Origin of the sequence: Sinomonas humi, from assembly GCF_000802235.1 — a bacterium.
In the GTDB taxonomy this organism is placed as follows: Bacteria; Actinomycetota; Actinomycetes; order Actinomycetales; family Micrococcaceae; genus Sinomonas; species Sinomonas humi.
The window spans coordinates 91,267-114,146 of sequence record NZ_JTDL01000109.1 but is presented as its reverse complement, the minus strand read 5'-3'; the positions used below and the strand labels follow the sequence as shown (position 1 = coordinate 114,146).

24 protein-coding genes and 1 pseudogene are annotated in these 22,880 nt (G+C 65.6%); 3 read left to right on the top strand and 22 right to left on the bottom strand.

Annotated elements, in window-relative coordinates; all coding sequences use genetic code 11:
• From LK10_RS11195 to LK10_RS11155, 7 genes and pseudogenes are all read right to left on the bottom strand, one after another.
• Positions 1–170: pseudogene (locus LK10_RS11195) on the bottom strand (IS256 family transposase); the annotation flags it as partial.
• A gap of 47 nt (positions 171–217) precedes the next feature.
• Positions 218–445, bottom strand: coding sequence for a hypothetical protein (locus tag LK10_RS11190; RefSeq protein WP_156144138.1), 228 nt, complete (start codon positions 443–445; stop codon positions 218–220).
• Positions 446–510: 65 nt separating this feature from the next.
• Positions 511–1,026: a hypothetical protein gene (locus LK10_RS11185; protein ID WP_043123604.1), complete on the bottom strand. Its 516-nt coding sequence runs from the start codon at positions 1,024–1,026 to the stop codon at positions 511–513.
• 240 nt (positions 1,027–1,266) lie between these two features.
• Positions 1,267–1,713: a hypothetical protein gene (locus LK10_RS21910; protein WP_156144137.1), complete on the bottom strand. Its 447-nt coding sequence runs from the start codon at positions 1,711–1,713 to the stop codon at positions 1,267–1,269.
• Between the two features lie 161 nt (positions 1,714–1,874).
• A complete protein-coding gene (locus LK10_RS11170) occupies positions 1,875–2,768 on the bottom strand; it encodes a hypothetical protein (protein ID WP_052207227.1) in 894 nt (297 codons plus the stop codon).
• A 62-nt stretch (positions 2,769–2,830) separates the two neighbouring features.
• Positions 2,831–3,934, bottom strand: a complete 1,104-nt coding sequence (locus LK10_RS20880; protein WP_052207226.1) for a hypothetical protein — start codon at positions 3,932–3,934, stop codon at positions 2,831–2,833.
• Positions 3,935–4,047: 113 nt separating this feature from the next.
• The gene (locus LK10_RS11155; RefSeq protein WP_043123594.1) at positions 4,048–4,344 is read right to left on the bottom strand and encodes a hypothetical protein; all 297 of its coding nucleotides are present in this window, start codon (positions 4,342–4,344) and stop codon (positions 4,048–4,050) included.
• Positions 4,345–4,606: 262 nt separating this feature from the next.
• Here LK10_RS11155 and LK10_RS11150 point away from each other — a divergent pair, with 262 nt between their 5' ends.
• Positions 4,607–5,050: a flavodoxin family protein gene (locus tag LK10_RS11150; RefSeq protein ID WP_043123591.1), complete on the top strand. Its 444-nt coding sequence runs from the start codon at positions 4,607–4,609 to the stop codon at positions 5,048–5,050.
• Between the two features lie 34 nt (positions 5,051–5,084).
• Here LK10_RS11150 and LK10_RS11145 read toward each other — a convergent pair whose 3' ends face one another.
• Entirely contained in the window at positions 5,085–5,408 is a 324-nt protein-coding gene (locus LK10_RS11145) for a hypothetical protein (protein WP_043123588.1), read from the bottom strand.
• A gap of 30 nt (positions 5,409–5,438) precedes the next feature.
• On the bottom strand, positions 5,439–5,870 hold the full coding sequence (locus LK10_RS11140; RefSeq protein ID WP_043123586.1) for a DoxX family membrane protein: 432 nt from the start codon (positions 5,868–5,870) through the stop codon (positions 5,439–5,441).
• A gap of 92 nt (positions 5,871–5,962) precedes the next feature.
• On the opposite strand from LK10_RS11140, the gene LK10_RS11135 reads away from it, so the two are divergent.
• Positions 5,963–6,643, top strand: coding sequence for a helix-turn-helix transcriptional regulator (locus tag LK10_RS11135; RefSeq protein WP_043123581.1), 681 nt, complete (start codon positions 5,963–5,965; stop codon positions 6,641–6,643).
• Positions 6,644–6,748: 105 nt separating this feature from the next.
• Here the strand turns inward: LK10_RS11135 and LK10_RS11130 are convergent, their stop codons facing one another.
• From LK10_RS11130 to LK10_RS11115, 4 genes are all read right to left on the bottom strand, one after another.
• The gene (locus LK10_RS11130; protein WP_052207225.1) at positions 6,749–9,646 is read right to left on the bottom strand and encodes an alkaline phosphatase family protein; all 2,898 of its coding nucleotides are present in this window, start codon (positions 9,644–9,646) and stop codon (positions 6,749–6,751) included.
• 242 nt (positions 9,647–9,888) lie between these two features.
• Positions 9,889–10,359 carry a hypothetical protein gene (locus tag LK10_RS11125; protein WP_052207224.1) on the bottom strand — a complete coding sequence of 157 codons (471 nt, stop codon included), beginning with the start codon at positions 10,357–10,359 and terminating at the stop codon, positions 9,889–9,891.
• Between the two features lie 143 nt (positions 10,360–10,502).
• Entirely contained in the window at positions 10,503–11,579 is a 1,077-nt protein-coding gene (locus LK10_RS11120; RefSeq protein ID WP_043123579.1) for a cation diffusion facilitator family transporter, read from the bottom strand.
• Positions 11,576–11,956: an ArsR/SmtB family transcription factor gene (locus tag LK10_RS11115; protein WP_043123574.1), complete on the bottom strand. Its 381-nt coding sequence runs from the start codon at positions 11,954–11,956 to the stop codon at positions 11,576–11,578. The genes LK10_RS11120 and LK10_RS11115 overlap by 4 nt, the downstream gene beginning before the upstream one ends.
• Positions 11,957–12,097: 141 nt before the next feature.
• Between LK10_RS11115 and LK10_RS11110 the strand changes: the two genes are divergently transcribed.
• Entirely contained in the window at positions 12,098–13,273 is a 1,176-nt protein-coding gene (locus LK10_RS11110) for a permease (RefSeq protein WP_043123571.1), read from the top strand.
• Here LK10_RS11110 and LK10_RS11105 read toward each other — a convergent pair.
• From LK10_RS11105 to LK10_RS11065, 9 genes are all read right to left on the bottom strand, one after another.
• Positions 13,218–13,748 carry a hypothetical protein gene (locus LK10_RS11105; protein ID WP_043123569.1) on the bottom strand — a complete coding sequence of 177 codons (531 nt, stop codon included), beginning with the start codon at positions 13,746–13,748 and terminating at the stop codon, positions 13,218–13,220. The two genes, LK10_RS11110 and LK10_RS11105, sit on opposite strands and share 56 nt — an antisense overlap.
• 110 nt (positions 13,749–13,858) lie before the next feature.
• Entirely contained in the window at positions 13,859–14,296 is a 438-nt protein-coding gene (locus LK10_RS11100) for a MarR family winged helix-turn-helix transcriptional regulator (protein ID WP_043123567.1), read from the bottom strand.
• Between the two features lie 50 nt (positions 14,297–14,346).
• Positions 14,347–15,495 (bottom strand): ABC transporter ATP-binding protein, encoded by a 1,149-nt coding sequence (locus LK10_RS11095; RefSeq protein WP_043123563.1) that lies wholly within the window; start codon positions 15,493–15,495, stop codon positions 14,347–14,349.
• A complete protein-coding gene (locus LK10_RS11090; RefSeq protein ID WP_081998462.1) occupies positions 15,492–17,261 on the bottom strand; it encodes an ABC transporter permease in 1,770 nt (589 codons plus the stop codon). Before LK10_RS11090 ends, LK10_RS11095 begins: the two co-directional genes overlap by 4 nt.
• A gap of 9 nt (positions 17,262–17,270) precedes the next feature.
• A complete protein-coding gene (locus tag LK10_RS11085) occupies positions 17,271–18,344 on the bottom strand; it encodes an ABC transporter substrate-binding protein (RefSeq protein ID WP_043123560.1) in 1,074 nt (357 codons plus the stop codon).
• Complete coding sequence (locus LK10_RS11080) at positions 18,341–19,207, bottom strand: amidohydrolase family protein (protein ID WP_043123557.1); 867 nt, start codon at positions 19,205–19,207, stop codon at positions 18,341–18,343. Before LK10_RS11080 ends, LK10_RS11085 begins: the two co-directional genes overlap by 4 nt.
• 56 nt (positions 19,208–19,263) lie before the next feature.
• Positions 19,264–20,163 carry an ABC transporter substrate-binding protein gene (locus LK10_RS11075; protein ID WP_043123555.1) on the bottom strand — a complete coding sequence of 300 codons (900 nt, stop codon included), beginning with the start codon at positions 20,161–20,163 and terminating at the stop codon, positions 19,264–19,266.
• A 111-nt stretch (positions 20,164–20,274) separates the two neighbouring features.
• On the bottom strand, positions 20,275–21,180 hold the full coding sequence (locus LK10_RS11070; protein WP_197061918.1) for a hypothetical protein: 906 nt from the start codon (positions 21,178–21,180) through the stop codon (positions 20,275–20,277).
• A 40-nt stretch (positions 21,181–21,220) separates the two neighbouring features.
• Positions 21,221–22,876 (bottom strand): thiamine pyrophosphate-binding protein, encoded by a 1,656-nt coding sequence (locus LK10_RS11065; protein ID WP_043123551.1) that lies wholly within the window; start codon positions 22,874–22,876, stop codon positions 21,221–21,223.
• Between the last annotated feature and the right edge of the window lie 4 nt (positions 22,877–22,880).

Genomic DNA, 22,880 nt, shown 5'->3' with positions numbered 1-22,880 from the left:
AGGTGCTCGGTGATCTCGGCTTCGAGCGCGGTCTCCAGCACGCTCTTGGTCAACCCGGCCAGCAGCCCGCCCGGGCCCACCAGGCTCACGCCCTGCTCGCGCGCCTGCTCCAGCAAAGACTCAGCGAGCTCCTTTTGATCGATGATCTCTCCCGTCACGGGATCGATCATGTCGGTGGTCTCGGTCATTGCCCTTCCTTTCGGTCAGGCCACGCCGTTCACACCGTTTTTCTTACAGTCCCCCCATCGGAGGTGATGGTGATCTGGGCGCCGTGCTCCATGTCGTCGAAGCCGTTGTAGCCGTGGCACTGCGGATCGTTGTCTGTTTGATTGTTGGTCACGCTGCCGGTCACCGTGATGCTTCCCTTCGCGATGAAGCTAGACGGTGCGCAACCAGTAAGCGAGAGAGTGGCCACGCAGAGGACGGCCATTGCGATCTTCTTCAAGTAGTTTCCCCATCAGGTTGTGCTAACGGCCTCGAAAGGCCGACGTACAGGTCGAGCCGCTGGCTCTAGCTCCCCATGTACGGCGTCCAGGATTCAAGCTTGTTCTCGGCAAGAGTGAGCGCGGTGTTGAACGTGTACATGTTCGTGGTCGAGTAGTCCGTCGTGTTAGCAAGCCCCGCGGCCTGATTCACGTAGGTGCGAGTGCTGGTTGCGAGATCAGAAAGCTCCGAGGGCCATGGCTTCACGCCGTCGAGCTGAAGGACGATCGTCTGACCCGTCGAGTTCATGATGGAGAGGTCTGCGACGCAAAGGCCTGGAGTCAGTCCCTTATCGCCCGCCGACAAGATGGAGACGCACTCGTTGCTGTCCCAGTCGGAGGCGGCCTTCATGAACGACTGGCGGGCGCTGTAGATCGCTGAGGCGACTTGCGTCGTCGTCGAGGTGCTCGCGGTCGGCGTTGGCGTCGGAGACGGTGAGGCGCTTGGGCTGGAAGTCGTGCTCGCTGCCTGCGAAGTGCCGCCGCACGCCGTCACAGCGAAAAGCGCGGCGCCAGCAACTGCACCGCAAACAAGCCTCTTCATAGGAGTCCTCCTTATGAATGCGCGGTCGCATCCAAAAGAGGTCATGGCATAGCAATGAGAGCCTTGCGGCCCTAATACTCGTTGGACAAGTGGGTGCGACTGCGAACGGAATAAGTAAAGCGAACGTATCACAGCTTTGACATGTACAACTGGCGTACGACGGGCCGTCAGCTATAGTGCTTTACGGGCGGCGGTCCTTAACCCCTAGGTAGTGTCGTCGCAGCGATGTACCCTTGCGACCTAGCTTCCTCCGGGCGTCGTCGGCTTCCACTCCGACGCATCATTAGAGGCTGCCACCAGAGCCTCGTCGAGAGCGCTCATATTGCTCGGCGAGTAGTCAGTGGTGTTTGCGAGCTGTGCCACCTGATTCATGTCCTGACGAGTGGTCTGCGCCAGGGACGAGATCGAAGCCGGCCACGGGCTCACTGCATCAAGCTCAATGATGATCGCCTGTGCGATGGCGCCCAGGTCCACCAGTTCAGTCAGGCAGGTAAGGGCCTTCTGGCTCGTCTGGTCTGTCCCTAGGAGAGACTCGCAGTGGAACTCGTTCCATACCGTGGCGGACGTCAGGAACGTATCTCGGGGATCACCAGTCATGACCGCGCTGACGCCGTCGGGCGATGAAGCCGCGTGAGACAGCGTCGGCGTCGGAGTGGGAGTGGGGGTCGCCGTCACGGTAACGGTCACCGTCGGAGCTGGGCTCGGGGCCGCCAAGGCGGTCGGACTGGTGCTTGGAGCTGGCGCTTGGGATGAAGGGGCGCAACCGGTGAGGGCGAGGATGGTCGCGCCGGCGATCGCCGCAGAGATCAGCCTCGGTTTCAATTCGTGTCTCCCCTCCGGCGCGTAATTCAAGAGATGTCCCACTTGAGAGTAGGCGAGGTCTGCTGGCCCTCACCGACCGAGAGAGCGATCCGCCGCAATATGTTGGCCAAGAGGATTACAGAGTCAGCAGCGATCCCTGCCTGAAGCCTGTCCGGCGTCCGGTGCTTCACCGCTTGGGCTTGCTCGATAGCAGCCTTGACGAGCTTGCGCAGCTCGGCGTTCGATGGACCGACCAGATCAACCTCGGCCACCCGTTCAAGCCTGTTCTTCGTTTGCGCAATAGACGGTTCTGTCTCCCCGGGCTTCAGGTGCCGATTGGCAACGTAGGCAACGGCGGACAGCCGCTCCAACACTATGACGCAGTCATTACCGATGTTCCTGTAGTCCTGTGGCGTCTGCGCGGTCTGAAAATGACGCCGCAACTCGGTGATCTCCTCGTCGACTAACGTCCAACCAGTCCGAGTATGAGAAGTTATCGGCTGGGCAAGCTCAGACGCGACGGCGCCCGCCTCGAGGTCAGCCAGCCGGTCGTGGACCGGATCGAACAAATCGGCGAGCATCTGGCGGCGAACGGCCCACGAACCCGAGCCAGTCGCGCCTTCCCTCCTCCAATATCTGTAAAAGTCATCGAAGTCCCTGAATGGAGGGGAAAAGGGCACGCCGAGTCGTTCCAAGACGTTCCGCAGCGCCGACATCACCGCTCGTGATTGGGCGACGTTGATTCTCATGTTCTCGTCCGTTGCGCGAGAAAGGTATTCGTCATGGACCAGCCGTGCCAAGGGAACTGCAACTTCGATGTCCGTCATCCCAGCGCTATCGCCGGCGTGCACCCGTCTGATCAAATCTTCGTCCAGGTGTATCTGCCCCCGGTCAAACGGATCATCAGTGTCGGACTCTATGAAGAAGTCGATTTCGCGCACAAAGCGAAGCTTAGGGGCTCGGCACCTCAACCTGCCGCAGCGCTACCTACGGGCTTGTGCCGTCAGTTGATGTGCTTCACCGGCTCGGGCGGGTTGCCCGGCCCGGTACCGGCACATGGCCCGACGGCGATGCCGTTGGCCACCTGATAGGACGTCGCGACGTAGGCGTTGCCCTGGTCGATGTGCTGGTTGGCCGCGGCCACCGTGGCGGCGATCGCCGCGTTCGCCCCGCTGATCTCGCTTGGCGCTTCTGAGGGGCCGGTCGCCCCGTCGTTCTGAAGCGCCTGGAGGTCGCTCTGGAGATTGGAGACCTCCTGACGAACCGTCTGGGCCTGATTCTCAAGATCGAGCGAATGGTTGTAGAGGTTGGTCTGCACGTCGTTGTAGACCGTGGTTGCCGCGTCGTTGTACACCGTCGTGCTGGCGTTGAGGCATTGGTCCCCGCCACCCTTGGCGGCGTCGGACCGCGTGCGCTGAAGGTCCGCCGCGGTCTGCGTAAGATCGCCCTCCATCGCCTTCAGCCCAGGCGTGAAGTCGTCGTCGTGCTGGAGCGAGGCGAGGTCGTTGCTCGCCTGCTGCTGCTCGCTGTTGACCCGCTGCTGGAAGGCTTCCTCCGCCGCCGCACTCGCGCTTGCCTGCGCCGCCGCCGCTGCTGCACTCGCCGACGCCTGCGCATTGGCCTGTGCCTGCCCGTTGAGGCTCGAGACGTCCTCGTTGTACTGGGCGACGCTACCGGGCGTCATCGTGACAGTGTCAATCGTGCCGTTGCTCTGGGGGAAGGACATGATGATGTTGCCGCCCTGAAGCGAGGCAGAGAGATTGGAGGTCGCGCCGAGCACGCCGCTGAAGGTGAGGGTCGCGCTGCTGCCCGAGATCGTCCCAGTAAACGAGTCGTTGTAGTTCTGCGTCTTGGTGGTGTCGCTCGACTGGATATTCGTCTCGACCAGGCTGCCGGTGACGTTGTCGCCGTTGCGCGTCCATTGGAGGAACATTGCCGCACCCTGGGCGGTGCCGACCCAGCCGCCGACGCTGTTATCGGCCGCGTTCTGCGTCGGTGAGCTTGCGCCCGAGGTCGTCGACGACGGTGAGCATCCGGTCAGGGCTGCGGTTGCCAGTGCAAGGAGTGCGATCGGTGCGACGAGCGATCGCGGCGAAAAGCGGGACATCTGAACTCCATCGGCACAGAACAACGAATAGACCCCAGCCGGTCGCGTCGAGCGTGCCGTCTGGGGTCATTGTCACACAGAAGCCGAGAGCCGATACCTCTGGAATCAACGAGCTATCTGAGGGCCATCAGGTGCTGCTCAATCACCGCCGATACGATCGATGCGAGCACATCGATGTCGCCATCGATGACCTGCTGCTCGATCTTGAATAGGCGTTCGCTTACGCGGCTGCTGGACGCATCCATCCGCTCGATTTCGCCCTCGAGCTCCTCAAGCTGTGCCTCGACAAGTTCATGAGTCATCGGGCACACCGGATATGTCTCGAATAGGCTCCGGAGCACGACGATCGCCTCGTGCGTCAGCTCCACCTGGTCGACCGTCAACGCGGCCTGCTGGTCGATCTCCGTCATCGGTCACCCCTCACGCGTGCCGTTCACCGTTGAGCGGCACAAACCCCACGATAGCCGGGAGGAGTTGCCTGCCAACACCCCTGATGTGGGCCTCTGGATGGACGCTGAGGCCCACCACGATGCCGAGGAGGACCGCTCAGCTGACGCCGCATGCCGGTCAGGCCTCCAATCAGGGGCCCTTTGGCTCTGATCGCACCGGTTCGGCAGTTCCTACTCTGGGAAGAGCGGGGGGATAGCCGGGCGAGCACCTAGGAGGGACACCATGGAAGCTGTCGTCGTCTACGAATCGAATTTCGGCAACACCCGCAAGGTTGCAGAGGCGATTGCCAGGGGCCTCGGTCCTGGCAGCCATGTTGTGGAGGCTGAGAAATTCAATGCTGGCCACCTCAAGCCGGGCCAGCTGCTCATTGTGGGAAGCCCGATCAACGCGTGGCGGCCGCTACCGGAAATCTCCGGCTGGCTCGAGGCCCTCGCTCCCGATGCGCTTTCGGGCATTCGCGCAACCTCTTTCGATACGAGGGTCAAATCGTTCTTCCACGGCGACGCCGCAAAGAAGATCGCCCACGCTCTGGAAGCGGCCGGCGCGGAGCAAGCGGCCGCCCCGACATCGTATTTCGTGGAGGGCAAGGAGGGCCCACTGCTCGACGGCGAACTCGAGCGGGCCGAGCAGTGGGGCGCACAGCTGGCTGCCGAGAAGGTGGGCTAGGCGGCGAAGCCGGTCGCACCATCCAATCGACTGCTCAGGCAGCAATCGCCGTCCGGATTGCTTGTACGAGCTGCCCGCGGTCGGGAAGCCCGGAAGGGCCACCCGAGGTCTGGAACACCCTGCACTTCAGCGCTGGACTGCGAACGCCGGGGAAGGGATCCCTGCCGGCGACGAGGATCGTCGGCGAACCGGCGAACCCGAGCTGCGCGGCCTGCTGCGGAGTGCTGACCTCAGTGGCGAGGACGTCCACCTCGGCCGCCCCAGCGGACCACGCCGCGTCGCGGGCGAGCCTCAGCGCGCCTTCCCAGTTCGGGCAGTCCTCGATGTAGAGCACGTGGATGGTGGGCGGGAAACGCATTCTGCGCCTCCTTCGATCTTGGTTGGCATCTCAGGCCCTGCGGGCGGTGAGACGGTTGAGGGCAAGCGCGCCGACCAGGAGGCCGAAGTCGCGGAGTGCGACATCGTAGAAGTGTCCGAGGACGAGCAGGTTCACGATGATTCCGGCGAGCCAGAGGGCGACGACGACGGATCCCCACCGAGGCTTGAAGGCGACGAGGAGGCCTGCGGCGATCTCGACGGCACCCACGATGTACATGAAGCCCTGAGGGCTCAGCGGCACGATCTGGGTTGCGACCGGGGCCAGATAGGTGGGCCAGTAGGTGAGGACGTTGAAGAATTTGTCCAGCCCGAACAGCAAGGGTGCGACGACGTAGAGCGTGCGCAGCATGGCGTAGGCCTGCTCTGCTCCGCCCATCGTACGAACCGAGGAGGAGCGGCGAACCGGGAAGTGGAGGCGGCGGCCGGTTGATGCAGAGGACATGATGTGCTCCTTTCCAAAACTGACATGACTGATTTTAGTTCCCACCCCCAATCTAAAACAAGATCTACCGTTTTTGGATTTACACTGGAGGCATGGCTTCTTCTCGCTGGTCTCAGAGGATCGCCGCTGTCGCATCGCTCGGCGACACCACGCGCAGGGCGTTGTTCGACTATGTGAGGCAGGCTGGCCGACCGGTGGGGCGGGACGAGGCTGCGCAGGCGCTTGGCCTCACTCGGGGGGTAGCCGCCGCCCAGCTCGACCGGCTGGCCGAGGAAGGCGTCCTCGAGGCCGGCTTCGCCAAGCCGGGCCCCGGAGGTCCCGGCACCGGCCGTCCCTCGAAGTTCTACACTCCGGCAGCGGATGAGGTGCTCGCCTCCGTGCCCGAGCGCAGCTATGAACTTGCAGGGGAGCTCATGGCCTCGGCAGCCGAGCGGTCAATCCAGCTGGGGGAGCCGATGGCGGAGAGCTTGGAGAAGGTAGGACGCCAGGAGGGCGCTGCTATCGGGCGGCAGCACGGGACCATCGAGGCGGTGCTCGAAGCTACTGGTTATGCACCGGTCCCCCGCAGGGAAGATGAAGAGTGCATCGAGCTGGCCAACTGCCCGTTCCACGCTCTCGCCTCCGGGCACCGCGCCGTCGTCTGTGCCCTCAACGGAGCCCTACTCGCAGGCGCCCTCGAAGGGTGCGGCGACTCGGATCGCCGCGTGGAGGCGATCGTGCCAGGACAGGGGCATGGCGAGTGCTGCGCGAGGATTGTCCCCGCCTCGGCCTGAGGAAACGCAACTCGGCCTCCGGCGTCGCCCTTTGAACGGCTGAAGGCCGCCTCCCCGGGGGAGGCGGCCTTCAGCTTCTTCCGGCTAGCTACTCGGGCGTCTCGATCAGCCGTCCTCGTGGCTCGTTGACCCTGCGGGGATGCCTGGCACGTCGTTAGGGCCGTAGATCTTGGCATCGCCGGGATACGGGCTCTGCCAGTTGTGGGTTTGGTACCAAGTCCAGCGGTTGAACAGGTAGGGGTTCGCGAAGTCTTCCTTCGCGCCATTGCCCGTCAGGTGTTGCTGCTCGGACCAGTTGTCCCACTCCTGTGCGGTCTCCTGCATCGTTGGGGGAACGGCAGCCGCCTGCGCTGCGGCGGTGTTGACCGCTGCAGCAGCGGCGCCCGTCTGGCCTAGCGTGTCGAGGCCGCACGACGGGGCAGTCTTGACGCCCTCGGTCAGCGGGACCTGGTTCGGGACCGCGTTGAACGGCGTCATGTCCGGCTTGTTGGTGAAGGCGTCGAACATCGGGGTGGCAGCGGCGACCTTCTGGTTCAGCGGCTGCGCACCGAGGATCTGCTGGATGGTCCGGACCATGTTGATCTGGGAGTAGAACGTGTTGACGGTCTGGCCGTGCACGGCGTACGGGCTGATCACCTGGACCGGCGCGCGGTGGCCGTCGACGTGGTCGGCGCCATCCTGGCTGTCGTCCTCAGCAATGAAGATCGCCGAGTCCTTCCAGTACTGCGAATGCGAGATCTCGTCGACGATCTTGCCCACCGCTAGGTCGTTGTCCGCGACCTGCGCCTCGGGATCGGCCGTTCCACCCGTGTGGTCGCTCGAGAGCCACATCATCTGGAAGTTCTTCGGACCGTTCTTCTCGAAGTCCTGCTTCCACGTCGTGTACCGGTAGATGTCCGGCACCGAGGTGTCGAACGGCGCGGCATTCGGGTCCGCGATCGCGTTGAGCGAGGGGATGGCCGAGCCGGCGTGCATCTGGAGCGACGGGGTGAACAGCTGCGACGGGTCACCGCCGTTCATCGTGCTCGTGGCCGCGCAGTAGTACTGCTGCCACGTCGCGCCGGCCGGCTTGCCCTCCTGGTACTCGAACTCGCCGTAGTTCCTCGCGGTGTTGCCGGCGGACTGGATCGAGGTCCAGAGGAAGCCGGAGCGCTGATGGCCCAGGACATCCTCCTCGGTGTCGTACGAGCGGGTGTACTCGCCGGCGCTGGTCTCCGTGTAGGCCGGGTTGTCCCCCTGCATCATCCAGTTGTGGCCCTCGGCCGAGTTGGTGCCGATGTCGTACGTGTTGTCGTAGAGACCGAACTGGGCGGCCAGCGCGTGCTGGTTCGGGGTGACCTTCGCGCCGAACTGCGCGAGCGAGGCGTCTCCGTTGCCCTGCTTCATGTCGCCGTACACCTGATCGTAGGTGCGGTTCTCCTTGACGATGAGGAACACGTGCTTGATCGTCGACGGGTCCCCGATCCGCTTCGGAATGGCTACTGCCGGGACGTTCGCGGCTTGGGCTGCAGTGGCCTGCTTGACGGAGCTGCCGTCCCAGCCGTTCTGCTGGAACACGGTGTCGGTGTACTGCTGGATCTGGTCGTCGCTTGGCAGGGTGAACCTGGTGAGCGAGGCCGTCGTGGAGTGGGTGCCGTGACCGGTCGCGACGGTGGTGCCGGGGCCCTTGTTGTAGCTCAGCTCAGGGCCACGCGCGTCGATGCCGCGAATATTGGTGACCACGATCTGGCCGTTCACCGCGGTGACATTCCCGGGGTAGTAGTCGGTCGGCAGGAGGCCGATGTAGCTGGCCGGATCCTTCGGATCCTGCTTGTTGACCTTGTAGACCGCGATCGCGTTCGCACGGCCAAGCGAGACCAGCAGGTGATCACCCTGCATGGTGATCGCCGTCGGCTCGTAGCCCACCTGGGACGAAGCCCAGGGCTGGGTCGCGATGGTCTGCATGACCTTGTTGCTCGCGGTGTCCACGACCGAGACGGTGTCGCTGTTGGTGTTTGCCACGTACAGGGTGGAACCGTCGAGGTACATCGCGGTCGGGTGCAGCTGGACGTCGATCGATGAGACGGCTGCAGAGGCGTTGGCCGTGTCGATGACGCTGATGGTGCCGCTCGTCGAGGTGCCCAGATACGTGTCAGCGGGAACCTGCGTTCCGTACGAGCCCATCGTCGTATCACCGGCCGCGGCCTCGTGGCCGCCCTCGTTGGAGACGTACAGCTTCGTTCCGACGAACTTGAGCTGGCGCGGGGCGATGCCGGTAGTGAAGGTCTGCTTGATCGTGCCCGCGACCGGGTCGAGGGCCACGACCGTGTTCTGGCCGTTCACCGCTGCGTAAAGCGTCGACCCATCGGGGGAGAACGCCATGCCGGCGGTCAGTGCCTCTTTGCCGCCCACGGTCGGAATGCTGATCTTCGTGCCAGCGCCGAGCGAGCCGTCTGAGTTGAAGGGGTAGCGGACGATGCCCGTCGCAACCGGTGCGTAGAGGAACTTGCCGTCGGGGGAAAAGGCGGGGCCTTCCTGGCCGACTGAACCGTCAGTGATGTGCTGATAGCTCATGTTCAGGTAGCCGGCGTTGCTCGCCGCTGCCGCGAACGAGGTGGCTGCGAGCGTCCCGGCTGCAGCCACCGGCTTGTACGTCTTGAGGTCGAACACCTGCAGGTCGACTGAGCGGTCGGTGCTGGTCCCGACGAGATAGCGGCCGTCCGGGCTGACAGTCGAGCCCATGATCTTGCCGAACGGCGTCATCACGCGGTCACCGATGGGCTTGATCACCTGGTTCGACGCGACCTGTTCGCCGTTCTCATACTGGCTGCCGACCTGGTTCTGGCCGAGCGGGATGGTCGAGGCGGCGGCAATGCCACCACCCAGAAGGACGAGCGTGCAGCTCGCGGCGATGATCGAGAGCGGCTTGCGCCCGGGTAGGGGCGTCGACAGCCTGCGCAGGCCGAAAGTCCCACGTTGTTGTGGATTGAGGGATCTTCGGTCGGCTCTTGGCGGCTTGGCCATTTGCGGTTCTCCTCTTCAGAGCCCAGAGCGCATCGAGGCACATGCGGGCGAGGCTTCCATGGTGTTTTCCCGGGAAGCGCTCCCCCCGCGGCTTGAGGGACGCAGATGCGTGTGGGCTGGATCCCGGCCCCTCAAGCCTCTGGGTTGGGACTTACGTTCCTGTGAAGAGGCTGTGATCCGTTGTTGAACTAACAGAGAACAGCGCGAGTTAACAGAGAACAGCGCAAGCTTGACGAGTTATGTCAACTCTCCGAGCGGAGGACGGCGTCGGCCGCGATCCCGTAGGCCAGGTGCGGAAGGATGTCACTCGCCCACTCGGCCGCAGACCAAGTTCTCGGGTCGGTGATTTTCAAGACCACCATAGGTGCGTTTCCCGCAGCCATCGCTGCCGCCGCGGCCACTGCGGCGCCGACCGTCCGCCCCGGCCTGAATCCGACGGCCCGGGCAGCCGCGAGGGCGACTCCGGTTGCGAGGCCGGCCCCGATTCCGAGCAGCGGGCCGAGGCCGGCAAGGCGGTTCTGCTGCGCCTCCTCGTCCCCAGGGATCTGCACTCCAGCGGCGTGAGCGAGGCGTCGCGCCGATTCCTCAGGCGTGCTGCTGGCGGGCCTCGCCCGGAGGGCCATATCCAGATAGGTCGCGGCATTCAAGGCCGTCGTACCGGCAGCGCCAGCCGCGAGTCCGGAACCGAGTGTGCGCAGGAGGGTGCCGTCCATCAGCGTGCTCTCTTCCTATTTGGCAGGAGATCGTCTCTGGCGGGAGTTCGGTGTCCCACCGGCAGTCTGCGCCAAGGACTTCGCTCCTGTCATCAGCCCGCGAGGCATTCGATCCACCAGCGGCGGATCAGAGAACCAACGCATCAGCGCAGGGACGACGCCGTGGCTGCGACCGTGACATCTTCGAGGTTGGGGAGCGCGTGACCGAGGAGGTGCGCGGCCTCCGCCCGCAGGGCATCCGTCTGAGCGGCCGTCGCGGAGGCCGCGACGCGGACCAAGGCCGATCCGTGGAGGCGGTGGCCGATCCACCGAAGCTGGACTCGCTCGACTCCCAGGACTCCCGGAACGCTTGCGAGGGCGTGCTCCGCACGGTCTACGAGTTCGGGTTCGACGCCGTCCAAGAGGCGCCGTCCCAAGCTGCGGACAGTGCCCCACAGGAGTACGAAGATTGCGACGCTGATGAGCAGGCCGACAATGGGGTCCGCGAGCGGGAATCCGAGCATGACGCCGGCGGCGCCGACGACGACGGCGAGCGAGGTGAACCCGTCCGTGCGGGCGTGCACCCCGTCCGCCACGAGCGCGGCCGAGCCGATCCGGCGTCCGACCCGGATGCGATAGACCGCGACAGCCTCGTTCCCCGCGAAACCCACGACACCGGCGGCGGCTACCCACCACAGGTTCTCCAGCGGTTGCGGATGGATAAGCCGCTCGGCCGACTGCCACGCGGCCACGACCGCCGAGAGGGCGACGACGGCGATGATGAACAGGCCCGAGAGATCCTCGGCTTTGCCCAGGCCATAGGTGTAGCGGCGCGTCGCAGGACGCCGGGCGAGAACGAAGGCGATCCAGAGCGGCACTGCGGTGAGCGCGTCAGAGAAGTTGTGCACCGTGTCCGCTAGAAGCGCGACCGAGCCGCTGACCAGCACCACGAGGAACTGCAGGAGTGTCGTGCCCAAGAGCACGAACAGGCTGATCTTCAGTGCGCGCACGCCCTCGGTGCTGGCCTCGAGCGCGTCGTCAATGGAGTCGGAGGCATCGTGGGTGTGGGGGACGAAGAACTCCTTGAGCGTTCCGAGGAATCCGTGCGAGTGCTCGTGATCGTGGTGATCGTGCCCGTGGTTATGGTGATCGTGCTCATGGCCGTGACCGTGATCATGAGCATGCCCGTGCTCATGCCCGTGATCGTGCTTCTCGTGAGCCGGCGCGTGCTCCCCGCTCATGCGGGTTCCTTCCGCCCGGCGTCGGCGCTCGGATGGTGGTGGCGCGGGACACCGCCGAGGGAGTGCTCGGCTTGGAAGATCGCGTCGGAGACCATCTGGGAGGCGTGCTCGTTCGCGAGCCGGTAGAACGCCCTCGTGCCCTCCTGTCGGGCCGCAACGATGCGGGCCAGGCGCAGTTTGGCCAGGTGCTGAGACACAGCCGCCGGGGATTTGTCCACGATTTCAGCGAGGCGGTTCACCGAGAGCTCCTCGTTCTCACGCAGAGCGAGGATGATCCGAACGCGCGTTGCGTCCGCAAGCATTGAGAACACCTCGACAGCCAGGTCCACGTACTGCGAATCGGGGTCCAGGCCGCAAATCTTCTTATCTGCATGCATGCGCAGATACTATCGCTTCCGCCGGATTCCTGGCGCCCGCAGTAGCCGAGGACGTGACCGCAGCAAGTGAAGCGAAGGCCTACGTGCTGGAAGCCTCCGCTGAGAGGGGGAAGCATTGGAGCAGCCAACGGAAGGAGCGCGATGACCATGGAAGCCGTGAATGCAGTGCTGCACGCTCTGGCTGCGGCCGGATCTATGGCGTGGGAGATCCTGTGGCCTTTGATCCTGGGCTTCGCCCTCTCCGGCATTGTGCAGGCGCTCGTGCGCCGGGAGCACGTCACCCGGCTGCTCTCGGGGGACTCGCCCCGCGCCCTGGCCGCGGCGGCGGGACTGGGCGCGGCGTCGTCGTCGTGCTCTTATGCCGCGGTGGCCCTCGCGAGGAGCCTGTTCCGCAAGGGAGCGAGCTTTGCCTCGGCGATGGCCTTCGAAATCGCCTCGACCAACCTCGTGATCGAACTCGGGCTGATCCTCGCGCTGCTCATGGGTTGGCAGTTCACGCTCGCGGAATTCATTGGCGGCCCGATCATGATCGTCCTCGTTGCGCTCTTCTTCCGGCTCTGGATGCGCGGGAAGATCGTGGACGCGGCCCGCGAGCAGGCCGAGAAGGGCATCGCCGGGTCGATGGAAGGCCATGCTGCGATGGACATGTCGGTCCAAGGCGAGGGGACGTTCTGGCAGCGCCTGTTCTCCCGTGAGGGCCTTGATTCGGTCGCGGCCTACTTTGTCATGGACTGGGCGTCGGTTTGGCGGGACATCGTCGGCGGCCTCCTCATCGCGGGTGCCTTCGCGGCCTGGGTCCCGACCGAGTGGCTCCGCGCTTTCTTCTTCGAAGGCAACCCCGTCCTCGCGGCGGTGTGGGGGCCGCTGGTCGGCCCCGTGATCGCGATGCTGAGCTTCGTGTGCTCGGTCGGGAACGTGCCGCTCGCCGCGGTCCTTTGGAACGGGGGCATCAGCTTCGGTGGGGTGGCGAGCTTCATCTTCGCCGACCTCATCGTGATTCCCGTGATCCTGATCTACCGCAAGTACTACGGCGGCCGGGCCGCGCTGCGGATCACCGCGACGTTCTACCTCGCGATGGTTCTGGCCGGGTACGCCGTCGAACTGCTTTTCGCGGTCACCGGCCTGACCCCTCAGGCGCGCAATGCGACCGTGATCGAAGCCTCGGTCTCATGGAATTACACGACTTGGCTGAACATCATGTTCCTCGCCGTCGCCGCTTTCCTCCTGGTGCGTTTCTTCCTCAGTGGCGGCGCGGGAATGCTCAAGATGATGGGGCAGCCTCCGGCCGGAAGCGAGTCTTCGCCGTCGAGCGCATGACCTCGGAGAGGTCCCGGATCTGGCGCAGGGCGCGGTCGTGGAGACGCTCCACGGTGAGTGCTTCGATCCGGGTGTCCTGATCGGCGAGCAGGAGGAGGGTCTCCCACAGCAGTGACTTGCCCGTCGCCGCGGTGATGAGCCCCTCGAGCTCGAGCTGACTCGGGTGACCGCCTGCGGCATGGGCGGGGTTGAGGGGACCGAGCTTCGATGCCTGCTCGCCGATCCAGGCCGTCGCCTGCTTGTGCGGGGGAAGCTCGACTCCGAGGCTCTTCGCTATGCGCTCAAGCTCGTCGGAATCCTCCGTCACCTCGCGCGCGAGCCGCTCGAAGGTGGGGCCGTGGGGCGTTCCGCTCCACACCTTGGCTGCCTCTTCAAAAAGCCGCTTTCCCGAGTTGGCGGCGATGATGTGGCTGTGCAGGTAGTTGGACAGCACCTCGTTGTCGACTTGGCCGCTGGTCGGCTGGACGTCGCTCATGTTTCCTCCTGGGGCGTTGGTGACCTAGAGAGCGTCTCCGGGCCCTTTACCCCGCGGGCCTCTCGGACAAGCCGCGCCCGAATCGACGGGCGATGACGTCTCAGCCCGACTCACGCACGGTGCGAAAGCGCTTCAAGGATCGGCGCGGCGAGTTTGAGGATGTTTCGCTGGTCTGAGTCGAGTTCGTTGAGGCGCTGCGCCAGCCATGCGTCCCGCTGTCTGCGGTCGTTGAGCAACTGCTCACGGCCGAGCTCGGTCAGTGAAACCTGGATCGACCGGCCGTCGATCAGATGTGGCGCTCGCAGGACGCACCCGGCCTGCTCGAGGAAATTCACGGTCCTTGTCATGCTGGGCGGTTGAACGTGTTCATGTGCGGCGAGCTCGCTCAGGGTGAGCACGCCGTAGCGGTCCAAGGCTCTCAGCACAGCCATTGCTGCGATGGACAGAGGATTGTCGGGATCCCGCTCGGAAACCATTCGTCGATGGAGCCGGGCAACGCTCACCCTGAGCTCAGAGGCCAGTTGGGCGTCATTGATTCCTTCCGCCACTCCGGCCCTCTCGGCACTTCCCGCAAGCCCCATGGTCCCGTTGCCAGCCATCAAGAAGCGAGATAGCGGGTATGGGCGGGCTGCACTCGGACGACGACGGGATCCCCGGTGCGCGCCGAGAGTCCCGCGGAGGCGGTGACAGTCAGCCTTGTCCCCTTGACGTCGACGAGTAGTTCAAGCCGGTCGCCGAGGAACTCCGCGCCGGCGACAACGCCGGCGATCTCGTTGTGGTCCGCGACGTTGGCTGGGGACGAGTGGAGCGGGTGGACCTCGACGTTTTCGGGCCGAATGCAGACGTGCCCGGTTTCGGAGGACGTCGCCTTCTGCTGGCCCCTGCTGGCACACAGAAAAGCGCCGAGGTCCGTCTGGACGAGGAACCCGTTCGAGACCTCTGAGACGTGTCGCGCTGGGATCAGGTTGGCGCTTCCGATGAAATCGGCGACGAAGGAGGTCCGCGGCTGCTGGTAGAGCCGCTCGGGGGAGTCGATCTGCTCTATCCGCCCACCATTCATGACGACGACCGTGTCTGAGAGAGCCAGGGCTTCGGCCTGGTCGTGGGTCACGTAGACGGAGGTGACGCCGAACTGCTCCTGGAAGGCCCGCAGTTCCATCCGAAGTTTGACGCGGAGCTTGGCGTCGAGGTTCGAGAGCGGCTCGTCGAGCAGCAGGACCTCCGGCTCGGAGAGGAGCGCGCGGGCGAGGGCGAGGCGTTGCTGCTGGCCGCCGCTGAGCTGGGTGGCCCAGCGGTCCGCGAATCCGGAGAGGCCGACTTGGTCGAGCATCTCGAGGGTGCGCTGCTTGATGTTCTGCTGGCCCTTGCGCGCGCGGCCGTGCCGGAGCGGGAAGGCGGCGTTGTCGAGCACAGTCATGTGCGGCCAGATCCCGTAGTGCTGGGGGACCATGGCGATAGGCCGTTCCTCGGTCCGGACCTGATGACGCTGCCCTGCATCGAAGACCGTCCGCCCGGCCATCACGATCCGGCCGCTGTCCGGCTGCTCGAGTCCCGCCAAGCAGCGCAGGGTGGTGGTCTTCCCGCAGCCACTCGGCCCGAGGAGGGTCACGAACTGCCCCTTCGGGACTTCGAAGGAGACGCCGTCGACGGCGTAGGAAGGATCGCCCGCGCGGGGCCGGCCATAGCTCTTGCGCAGCTCATGGATCGTGATCGAGCTTGCTGTTGGTTGTGCGCTCATGTTGCTCATGCCTCTACCTCTGCGGCCCCGCGTCGGTTCACGAGCCAGACCGCTATCGTCGAAATCATCAGGATGATCACCGCTAGGGCGCTTGCCTGCGGGTAGTCCGCGCTCGAGGTGAAGGTGTTCCAGAGCTCCACCACGAGCGTTCGGTTGTCGGAGCTCGTCAGCAGCAGCGCGATCGGAAGCTCTCCCAAGGCGTGGGCGAAGATCCACAGCCACGTCTTCCACAGGGCCGGGCTCAGCAGTGGCAGCAGGATCTTCCTCGTCACCGTGAACGGGGAGGCCCCGGTAACGCGGGCCGCCTCGATGAGGCCCTCGTCGAGCTGGAGCAGGGCCGTCTGGATGAGCCGGGACGCACGCGGAAGGAAGCGGGCGACAAGCGCTACTGCGATGATCCACACCGTTCCGTAGATCGGGATCGGCACGAAGAGGTACAGGTACAGGACCGCTGCTCCCAAGACGATGCTGGGGACGCCGAACGCGAGCGAGGTCGCCTCGAAGAGCATCCCGCTGCCGCGGAAGCGGCGCCGGGCGGCTGCCACCGCGATCCAGGTTCCGATCGCTGTCGCCGCCGTCGCCGTCACGAGGACGACTTCGGCCGTGTTCAGCATCGTCTGGCCCATTCCCCGCGCAGTGAGGACGTTGGCATAGTTGGTGAGCGAGAGGTCCCGTAGGCCGTCCCAGGTGATCGGGCGGGCGTAGGGAGAGAGGCTCGTCCACAGTAGCGCCAGCACCGGGAGGACGACGCCAAGGAACATGTAGACGGCGACGACGATGACCACGGGGATCCGCCACCTGCCCAAGGGCGTCCGCGTCTGCCGGTAGCCCTTTCCGCTGACGACCCTGAAGCGGTGGGCATCACGGATGCGGCGGCGGTAGACCATGAGCATCGCGAAGGAGAGCACGAGCATGAGGACGCCGTAGGTGCTGGCCTTGCTGTAGTTCGCGAACCCGCTGGGCGGCTGCAGGGAGAACTGGATCAGGCTGCTGAAGACGAACGTGCGATTCGGCAGGCCGAGGAGGGCCGGGATGGCGAATCCTTCGAGGATCACGACGACGAGCAGCATCGACGCTGCGGACACGGCGGGCCCGATGAGCGGCAGGACGATGAGCCGCAGCCTGCGGATCAGGGGCGCGCCGACGGTCGCGGCCGCTTCCTCGAGTTCAGGATTCAGCCGCCCGAGGGCTGGGGCGATCATGAGGTACATGCTCGGCACGCCGAAGATGCCCATCACCATGATCATCCCGGGCATCGAGTAGACGTTGATGTGGATCCCGATTTGCCGGAGCAGGATGGCCAGGGGCCCGTTCGAGGGATTCGCGACGATGGCCCACGCGATAGCAGTGACGGTCACCGGCACGGCCATGGGAGCGAGCGCGAGCGGAGCCAGAATCTTGCGGCCGGGGATGTCAGTCCGCTCGAACAGGTACGCAAGGCACAGGCTGAGCACGAGCGAGACCAGGAGCGAACCGACCGTGTAGATGGCTGTGTTGAGCGCGACCGAACCGAGCTGCCCGGACTGGAAGATGGAGATGTAGTTGTCCACCGAGAAGCCGGGGACGTCGAAGGGAAGGTCGGTCGCTGAGGCCTTGAAGCTGCTGTAGAGCAGGATGACCAGCGGGACAAGGACCAGGTAACCCACCAGGAGGGCTAGCGCCGCGTTCACGGCGATGCCAGCCCAGCCGCCGGGACCGCGTCCAATTCGCTTGGGTTGCTGGGGAGGCGGAGGCGCCGCGCCCACGGCGGGCGCCTCCGTTGTCTTCACCGACATGAGAATCGCCTATCCGAGGTTCGTCCCGAGGGCCGTCTGGGCCTTGGGGAAGAAGTCTGCGAGGGACGTGTAGCCGGCCGCCGTCGTCGGCTCCCACTTGAGACCCGCCGAGCAGATCGCCTTGAGCACCGCGTTCTGGCCCTGATTGGAGCAGTCGGTGGTGGTGGGGATCCGCGAGTTGTAGGTCTTCGAAAGAGCGGCCTGGGCCGTGTCCGAGGAGAGGAAGGAGGTCAGCAGCACGGCTGCCGCGGGGTGCGGGGCGCCCTTGGGCACGTAGAGGTAGGACTCGTTCGCGTTGGTCGGCGAAATCGGGGCCAGCGCGACGGGGGCGCCCTTCTTCTGCGCTTGAAGGACCAGGTTGATCAGGCTCGTGCCCACTGCCACCTGGCCGGACTCGATGAGCGACTCGGCCGAGGTCGTATCCGTCGTGTAATGGGGCTTCTGGGCCGCGAACTTCTTCGCCCACGCGTCGGCCTTGTCCTGGCCCATCGAGGGGTCGAGGTCCCAGACGGTCATGAAGTCGGCTCGCGAATCGGCGGCGATCTGCCCCCCGGCCCACCGCGGGTTCAGGAGGTCGTCCCACGTCTTCGGAACGTCCGCGGGCTTCACTTTGGTGGTGTTGTAGGCCCAGACCTTGGGGGCGGACCAGATGTAGACGAGCTTGTTGGAGAACATCGCGTCCGCCTGAGCGACGCCGTACTGGGTCCAGTTCACCGTCTCGGCCAGGCTCTGTGCTGGCGGGACGGTCAGGCCGCCGGCGTTGGCGACATCGATGGAGACCTTCTTGGCCGCCTCTTCAACTTTGAGCTGGCTGGCCTGGTCGGGGGCCTTGGTGTTGGTGTACTTGACCTTGATGCCCGGGTACTTCTTCTCGAAGAGGTCGATCGCGGGCTGCATCTGGGACTGCGGCTTGGGGGCCGACCAGTCGACCTCGCCCTCGCTCTGCGCCTGCTTGACCAGGCCATCCATCGTGGTAGGGAGTGACGCCGACGCGCTGCCGGCGCCGGCGCTCGAGCCGCAGGCCGCGGCGCTGAGCGCCACTGCGGCGAGGACCCCTATGGTCCTGAGCTTCCTGATCATCATCGTGCGCTCACTTTCGCTGTATAGACGCGGGCTGCGTTGCCGCCGAGGATCGCTGCCCTCTGCTCGTCGTCGAGCACGGGCAGGGAGTCCTCGATGGACGCACGCAGCTGGGAAAGGGTCCCGGCCGAGGCCGGGAAGTTCGAACCCCACATGATCCTGTCCGCCCCGAACGTCTCGATGAGGCGGCCGAGCACCTCTGTGACATTGGCGCCTGGCTCGTCGCCCAGCCGTTTGAGCGCGGGAGGCGTGATCTTTAGGTGCACTCCGGAGAAGCGGGCCAGCTGGCCGAGCTCGTCGAGGTGGGGGTAGGGGGCGCCATCGGCTGCGTTGGGGCGGCCGAGGTGGTCCAGAAGCACCGTCATGGTTGGGCGGCGCTCGAGAACCTGTGCAAGTTTGAGTGCGTCCTTGGAGTGCATCTGGACGCACACGGGGATCCCGTTGGACGTGACATAGTCCCAGACACCCTCCATCCGCTCGTCAGTTACCCCTGAGCCGGGAGTGGGAACCTTCGTTGTGCCGTCGGAGACCCTGATCCGGACGCCGCTGAAGCCGCGCTCCTCGATCAATTCTCGCAAATCGGCCACGGCGGAGTCGGCGAGGAAGTTCACCGCGCCGACTCCGACCAGGCGGTCGGGGTACCGGGCGAGCGCTGCTGCCGCATAGCTGTTGTCGAAGCCGTAGACGGTGGAGGCGTGGACGAGCGCTGCCTGTTCGACTCCGGCCTCATCGAGGCTTCGGATCAATCCGTCGACGTCGACAGGACGGGTCTGCGACCACTCAGAGCGAGTGCCGCCGAGCGGCTTCGGAGGGAATGCCTCGGTGTCGGGCGAAATGGCATGGGTGTGGGTGTCGAAATAGCGCATCAGTCCTCCTTTGGACTCTTGTGCTGGGGTGCGCGAAGCGAGCCGTACTCGGACGGCTATGCCTCGCCCACGTGCTGGGTGAAGTCGGCGAAGATCTCCTCGACGGACAGGTCGCCCCGGATGATCTCCTGTTCCCGCGCGTAGCGAAGCGCGGTCTCGAGGGTGGAGAGCAGGGTATCCGTGAGGCCGTACTGGACCACGAGCTCCCGGGTGGTGCCGGTAGGCACCTCCGGCCGGGCCGCGTCGATGCTTCGCTGCAGGGCGCGATACACGGCCCGGACGCCTTCCGGATCTGACTCGACGAGCTCGCGTCGCACGACGGCTAGGTGGTTGATGGGAACCCAGCCGTGCTCCTCGTAGTACTCTTCCTGGCGCGCCTTCCAGTCCTGGATCAGCGGCGTGAGTCCGTCGACGTGGTCCGCCGAGCGTGCGCCCATGACGACGGCGGAAACCTCGCCGGCCCGGAGCAGGTCGACCAGCTTGCGGTCGGTCCGCTCGACATTGGCTGGCTCAGGCGCGGAAGCCACATGCGGGCCTTCCGTTGTCACCCACGTGACGTCCTGAGAGCGGAGGCCGTAGGTGTCGCGGAGCATGCCGCGCACCCATAGTCCCGTCGTCTGGCTGTGCGCGCGGACCCCGACCCGTCGGCCAGCGAGGTCCTCGGGACGCACCCTGTCTTCTCCGTCCCAGACTGAGATCGAGCGGTGGTGGAAGTTGCCGTGCAGCACCACGGGAAGGGCGACGACGGGCCGCCCCGCCTCGATGGCCTGGAAGAGGGTCGCGATCGCCATCTCGCAGACGTCATAGCGGCTCTCCCGCACCATTGGCGCGAACGCCCGGTGGATCGGCTCGACCTCGACGAATTCGAGCTCCACGCCCTCGGGGGCCACGCTGCCGTCCTTGATCGCCTGCGTGTGGGGGTAGTCGCGCAGGGCGACAGTCCAGGGACCGGTCATCGTGCCTCCTCCATCGGGTTCCTCTTTGTTTTACAATGCTCCTCGAATCTAGCAGTGATTCCGCTCACATTCAAGGTCGAGGATGCCATTTCGTATAACAATCCCTGCATCTCAGGCACCCAGCCGAGAGGCAGGGACGCCGAGGGCGTTCGAAGTGCGCTCAACGAGCTCGTCGTACTCCACCGGGCGCGGGAGCAGTTCCTGTTCCCACGCGTACTTCGCTGCCGCGGTGACTGCGGGCCGGAGCGCGGCGAATCCGTAAGGCTCGAGCGGAACGCCAGGCGCGCCGTCGGACTTCCGCGCTTCGAGCCGCTCGGCGATGGCGTCGTACATCTGGCACACGGCGTCGCCGAGTTCGCGGGCGGCGCTCTCCCGGACGGCGAAGACGTGGTTGACCGGGACGTATCCGACCTTCTGGGCCCAGTCCCGCGCCATCTTCGCGGGATCTGGGATGACGCTGCGGACCCGCTCGTCCTTGGGCCGGTCGTTGCCCATGACGGCGAAGTCGACGCGACCCTCGAGGAGGTCTTTGGCGAGGCTCGAGCCTTCAGGGGCGCGTTCCACCCAGGAAGGATCGGCGCGTTCAGGCACGTGCCCGCTCTCATAGGTGCGCCAGCGCACCGAGCGGAGGTCTACGCCGTACTGCTCGGCGAGGAAGCCGCGCACCCACACTCCCGTAGTCTGGCTCCACGCTCGCACCCCGACCGTGCGGCCGGGCAGGTCGGAAACGGCGAGGTCCTCGATGCTGATGAGCGTCTGGTGCTGGTGGCGGCCCAAGGCGGTGAGCGGCAGGAACAGCACGGGCTTCTCGTGGGCCACGGCTTGGAGCAAGGTCACGATCGCAATCTCGCTGACCTCGTAGCTCTGCGCGCCGATGAACGCCTTGAACCCATTGTGGACGGGCCGCAGGGGGGAGGCCGTCACGCCTTCGATGGAGGCGTGGGATTCGAGGGCGGTGCGGGCAGCTCCGGCGAGTTCGTCGTCGTTGATCAGGAACTCGATCTCGGCGGTCGTCATGTGGCGGACCTTCCTTTCTGGAGATTGGCGGACATCTGGCTCACACCTCTTCGGCGCGCCAAAGCCGGCGGTAGGGGATGCTGAGAACTTCGCGGGTGATACGGACGTCGACGACGGTCGGCGCCGGGTCGGCGACGAACTCCTGGATCGCGGCCTCGAGCTCGGCGATCGTGCGAACCCTGGTGCCCCTGCCGCCGAGGGCCACGGCCGCACCGGCGAGGTCGGGCGAGGGGATGGCCGAGAGCTCGGGCTTGAGGCCGTGTGCCGCGGACTTGTGGTACTCGGCCCCGAGCGCTTCGTCGTTCATCACCACGATCAGGACCGGCCACTGGTAGCGGCAGGCCGTGTCGAATTCGGCCAGGTGCATGATGAAGCTCGCGTCTCCCTCGACCACGAACGTCGGCTGGGCGCCGCGCCCGACGATCCATCCCATCGTGAGCAGGGGCGCCTGGCCGATTGCGCCGAAGAGCCCGTAGTTGGAGACGATCTCGCGGGGCCGGGTGAAGAGCATGGTGCCGAAGTCGGTCTGGTGGCCGCTGCCGAGCACGAGCGGCAGCTCCACCGGTGCGAGCCGGTCGAGGGCGAGGATCACCTCGCGCGGGTCGAGCCGGCCTTCTTCCTGGTAGAAGGGCTCGTTGAGCGCGTCTGCATCGCGCAGCTGGGCCGCGATCTCCTCGGTGTGGTAGCCGTCGCCCTGCTCCGGTGTGTCGGGGAGGGCCTTGACGAGCTCAGCCAGAGAGGCGCGGGCGTCGCCGCGGACGTAGCAGTCGACGGGCTGGCCGGTGCCGGTGAGCACCTGGTCGGCGCGGTCGAGATGGACGATGCGGGCAGAGGGATAGAGATAGCCGTGCTCGGTGGTGAAGTGGTTGAGGCTTGCCCCGACGGCGATGAGGCAGTCTGCCTCTTGGAGGAGCTCGTGGGCGGTGGAGGTGCCGTACAGGCCGGAGATCCCGGCGTAGTACGGCGTGCGGTCGCGCAGCCAGTTCTTGGCCTGCAGGGTGGTGGCGATCAGGGCGTTGGTCTTGGCCTGGAGCTCGACGACGAGGTCCCCGACTGCGGATTCGCGCGCGCCGCGGCCGAGGAGGACGACGACGCGCTCGCTCTCGGCGATGATCTTCACGGCTTGGTCGATGCGCTGGGGGTCGGGGTAGGCGATGGCTTGGTCTATGAGCGCCGTGGACGGGATATAGACGGGGGCTCCGTCGTACTCGGCCTTCTGGATGTTCGAGGGGGCACTGACCATGACCGGCCGCGAGGTGGTCCGTGCGAGCCAGAACGCCCGCTGGACCGCTTCCTGCGCGCGGGACGGAGTGGAGACCTGGACGAATTCGCACTCGACGCCTTCGGCGAACTTGGCCTGGTCGAGGTACTGAACCGCTTCTAGGTCTCCTTGGGCGACTTCGCCGCAGAAGATCACGAGCGGCGTCCGGGCTCTGCTCGCGCACACGAGGCTCGTGGCGAGCTGCGTCACACCGGGGCCGCTCGTCGTCGTCGCCACGCCGGGCTGCCCCGCACCGCGCGCCCAACCGTCGGCCATGGCGAGGCCGGAACCCTCGTGGCGGGCCTCGAACAGGGTCGCCCCGCGCTCGGCCATCGCGTGCATCCAGTGCATGTTGGCATCGCCCATCATGCCGAAGACGTGCGTGGTCCCCTCAGCGATGAAGGCGTCTGCAATTGCTTCGTAAACGGTGGTCATCAGT

Coding starts and splice junctions, on each gene's coding strand:
- LK10_RS11185 (WP_043123604.1), bottom strand. CDS start 1,026: ATGAAGAGGCTTGTTTGCGGTGCAGTTGCTGGCGCCGCGCTTTTCGCT.
- LK10_RS20880 (WP_052207226.1), bottom strand. CDS start 3,934: ATGTCCCGCTTTTCGCCGCGATCGCTCGTCGCACCGATCGCACTCCTT.
- LK10_RS11155 (WP_043123594.1), bottom strand. CDS start 4,344: ATGACGGAGATCGACCAGCAGGCCGCGTTGACGGTCGACCAGGTGGAG.
- LK10_RS11150 (WP_043123591.1), top strand. CDS start 4,607: ATGGAAGCTGTCGTCGTCTACGAATCGAATTTCGGCAACACCCGCAAG.
- LK10_RS11145 (WP_043123588.1), bottom strand. CDS start 5,408: ATGCGTTTCCCGCCCACCATCCACGTGCTCTACATCGAGGACTGCCCG.
- LK10_RS11140 (WP_043123586.1), bottom strand. CDS start 5,870: ATGTCCTCTGCATCAACCGGCCGCCGCCTCCACTTCCCGGTTCGCCGC.
- LK10_RS11135 (WP_043123581.1), top strand. CDS start 5,963: ATGGCTTCTTCTCGCTGGTCTCAGAGGATCGCCGCTGTCGCATCGCTC.
- LK10_RS11130 (WP_052207225.1), bottom strand. CDS start 9,646: ATGGCCAAGCCGCCAAGAGCCGACCGAAGATCCCTCAATCCACAACAA.
- LK10_RS11125 (WP_052207224.1), bottom strand. CDS start 10,359: ATGGACGGCACCCTCCTGCGCACACTCGGTTCCGGACTCGCGGCTGGC.
- LK10_RS11120 (WP_043123579.1), bottom strand. CDS start 11,579: ATGAGCGGGGAGCACGCGCCGGCTCACGAGAAGCACGATCACGGGCAT.
- LK10_RS11115 (WP_043123574.1), bottom strand. CDS start 11,956: ATGCATGCAGATAAGAAGATTTGCGGCCTGGACCCCGATTCGCAGTAC.
- LK10_RS11110 (WP_043123571.1), top strand. CDS start 12,098: ATGACCATGGAAGCCGTGAATGCAGTGCTGCACGCTCTGGCTGCGGCC.
- LK10_RS11105 (WP_043123569.1), bottom strand. CDS start 13,748: ATGAGCGACGTCCAGCCGACCAGCGGCCAAGTCGACAACGAGGTGCTG.
- LK10_RS11095 (WP_043123563.1), bottom strand. CDS start 15,495: ATGAGCAACATGAGCGCACAACCAACAGCAAGCTCGATCACGATCCAT.
- LK10_RS11090 (WP_081998462.1), bottom strand. CDS start 17,261: ATGTCGGTGAAGACAACGGAGGCGCCCGCCGTGGGCGCGGCGCCTCCG.
- LK10_RS11085 (WP_043123560.1), bottom strand. CDS start 18,344: ATGATGATCAGGAAGCTCAGGACCATAGGGGTCCTCGCCGCAGTGGCG.
- LK10_RS11080 (WP_043123557.1), bottom strand. CDS start 19,207: ATGCGCTATTTCGACACCCACACCCATGCCATTTCGCCCGACACCGAG.
- LK10_RS11075 (WP_043123555.1), bottom strand. CDS start 20,163: ATGACCGGTCCCTGGACTGTCGCCCTGCGCGACTACCCCCACACGCAG.
- LK10_RS11070 (WP_197061918.1), bottom strand. CDS start 21,180: ATGACGACCGCCGAGATCGAGTTCCTGATCAACGACGACGAACTCGCC.
- LK10_RS11065 (WP_043123551.1), bottom strand. CDS start 22,876: ATGACCACCGTTTACGAAGCAATTGCAGACGCCTTCATCGCTGAGGGG.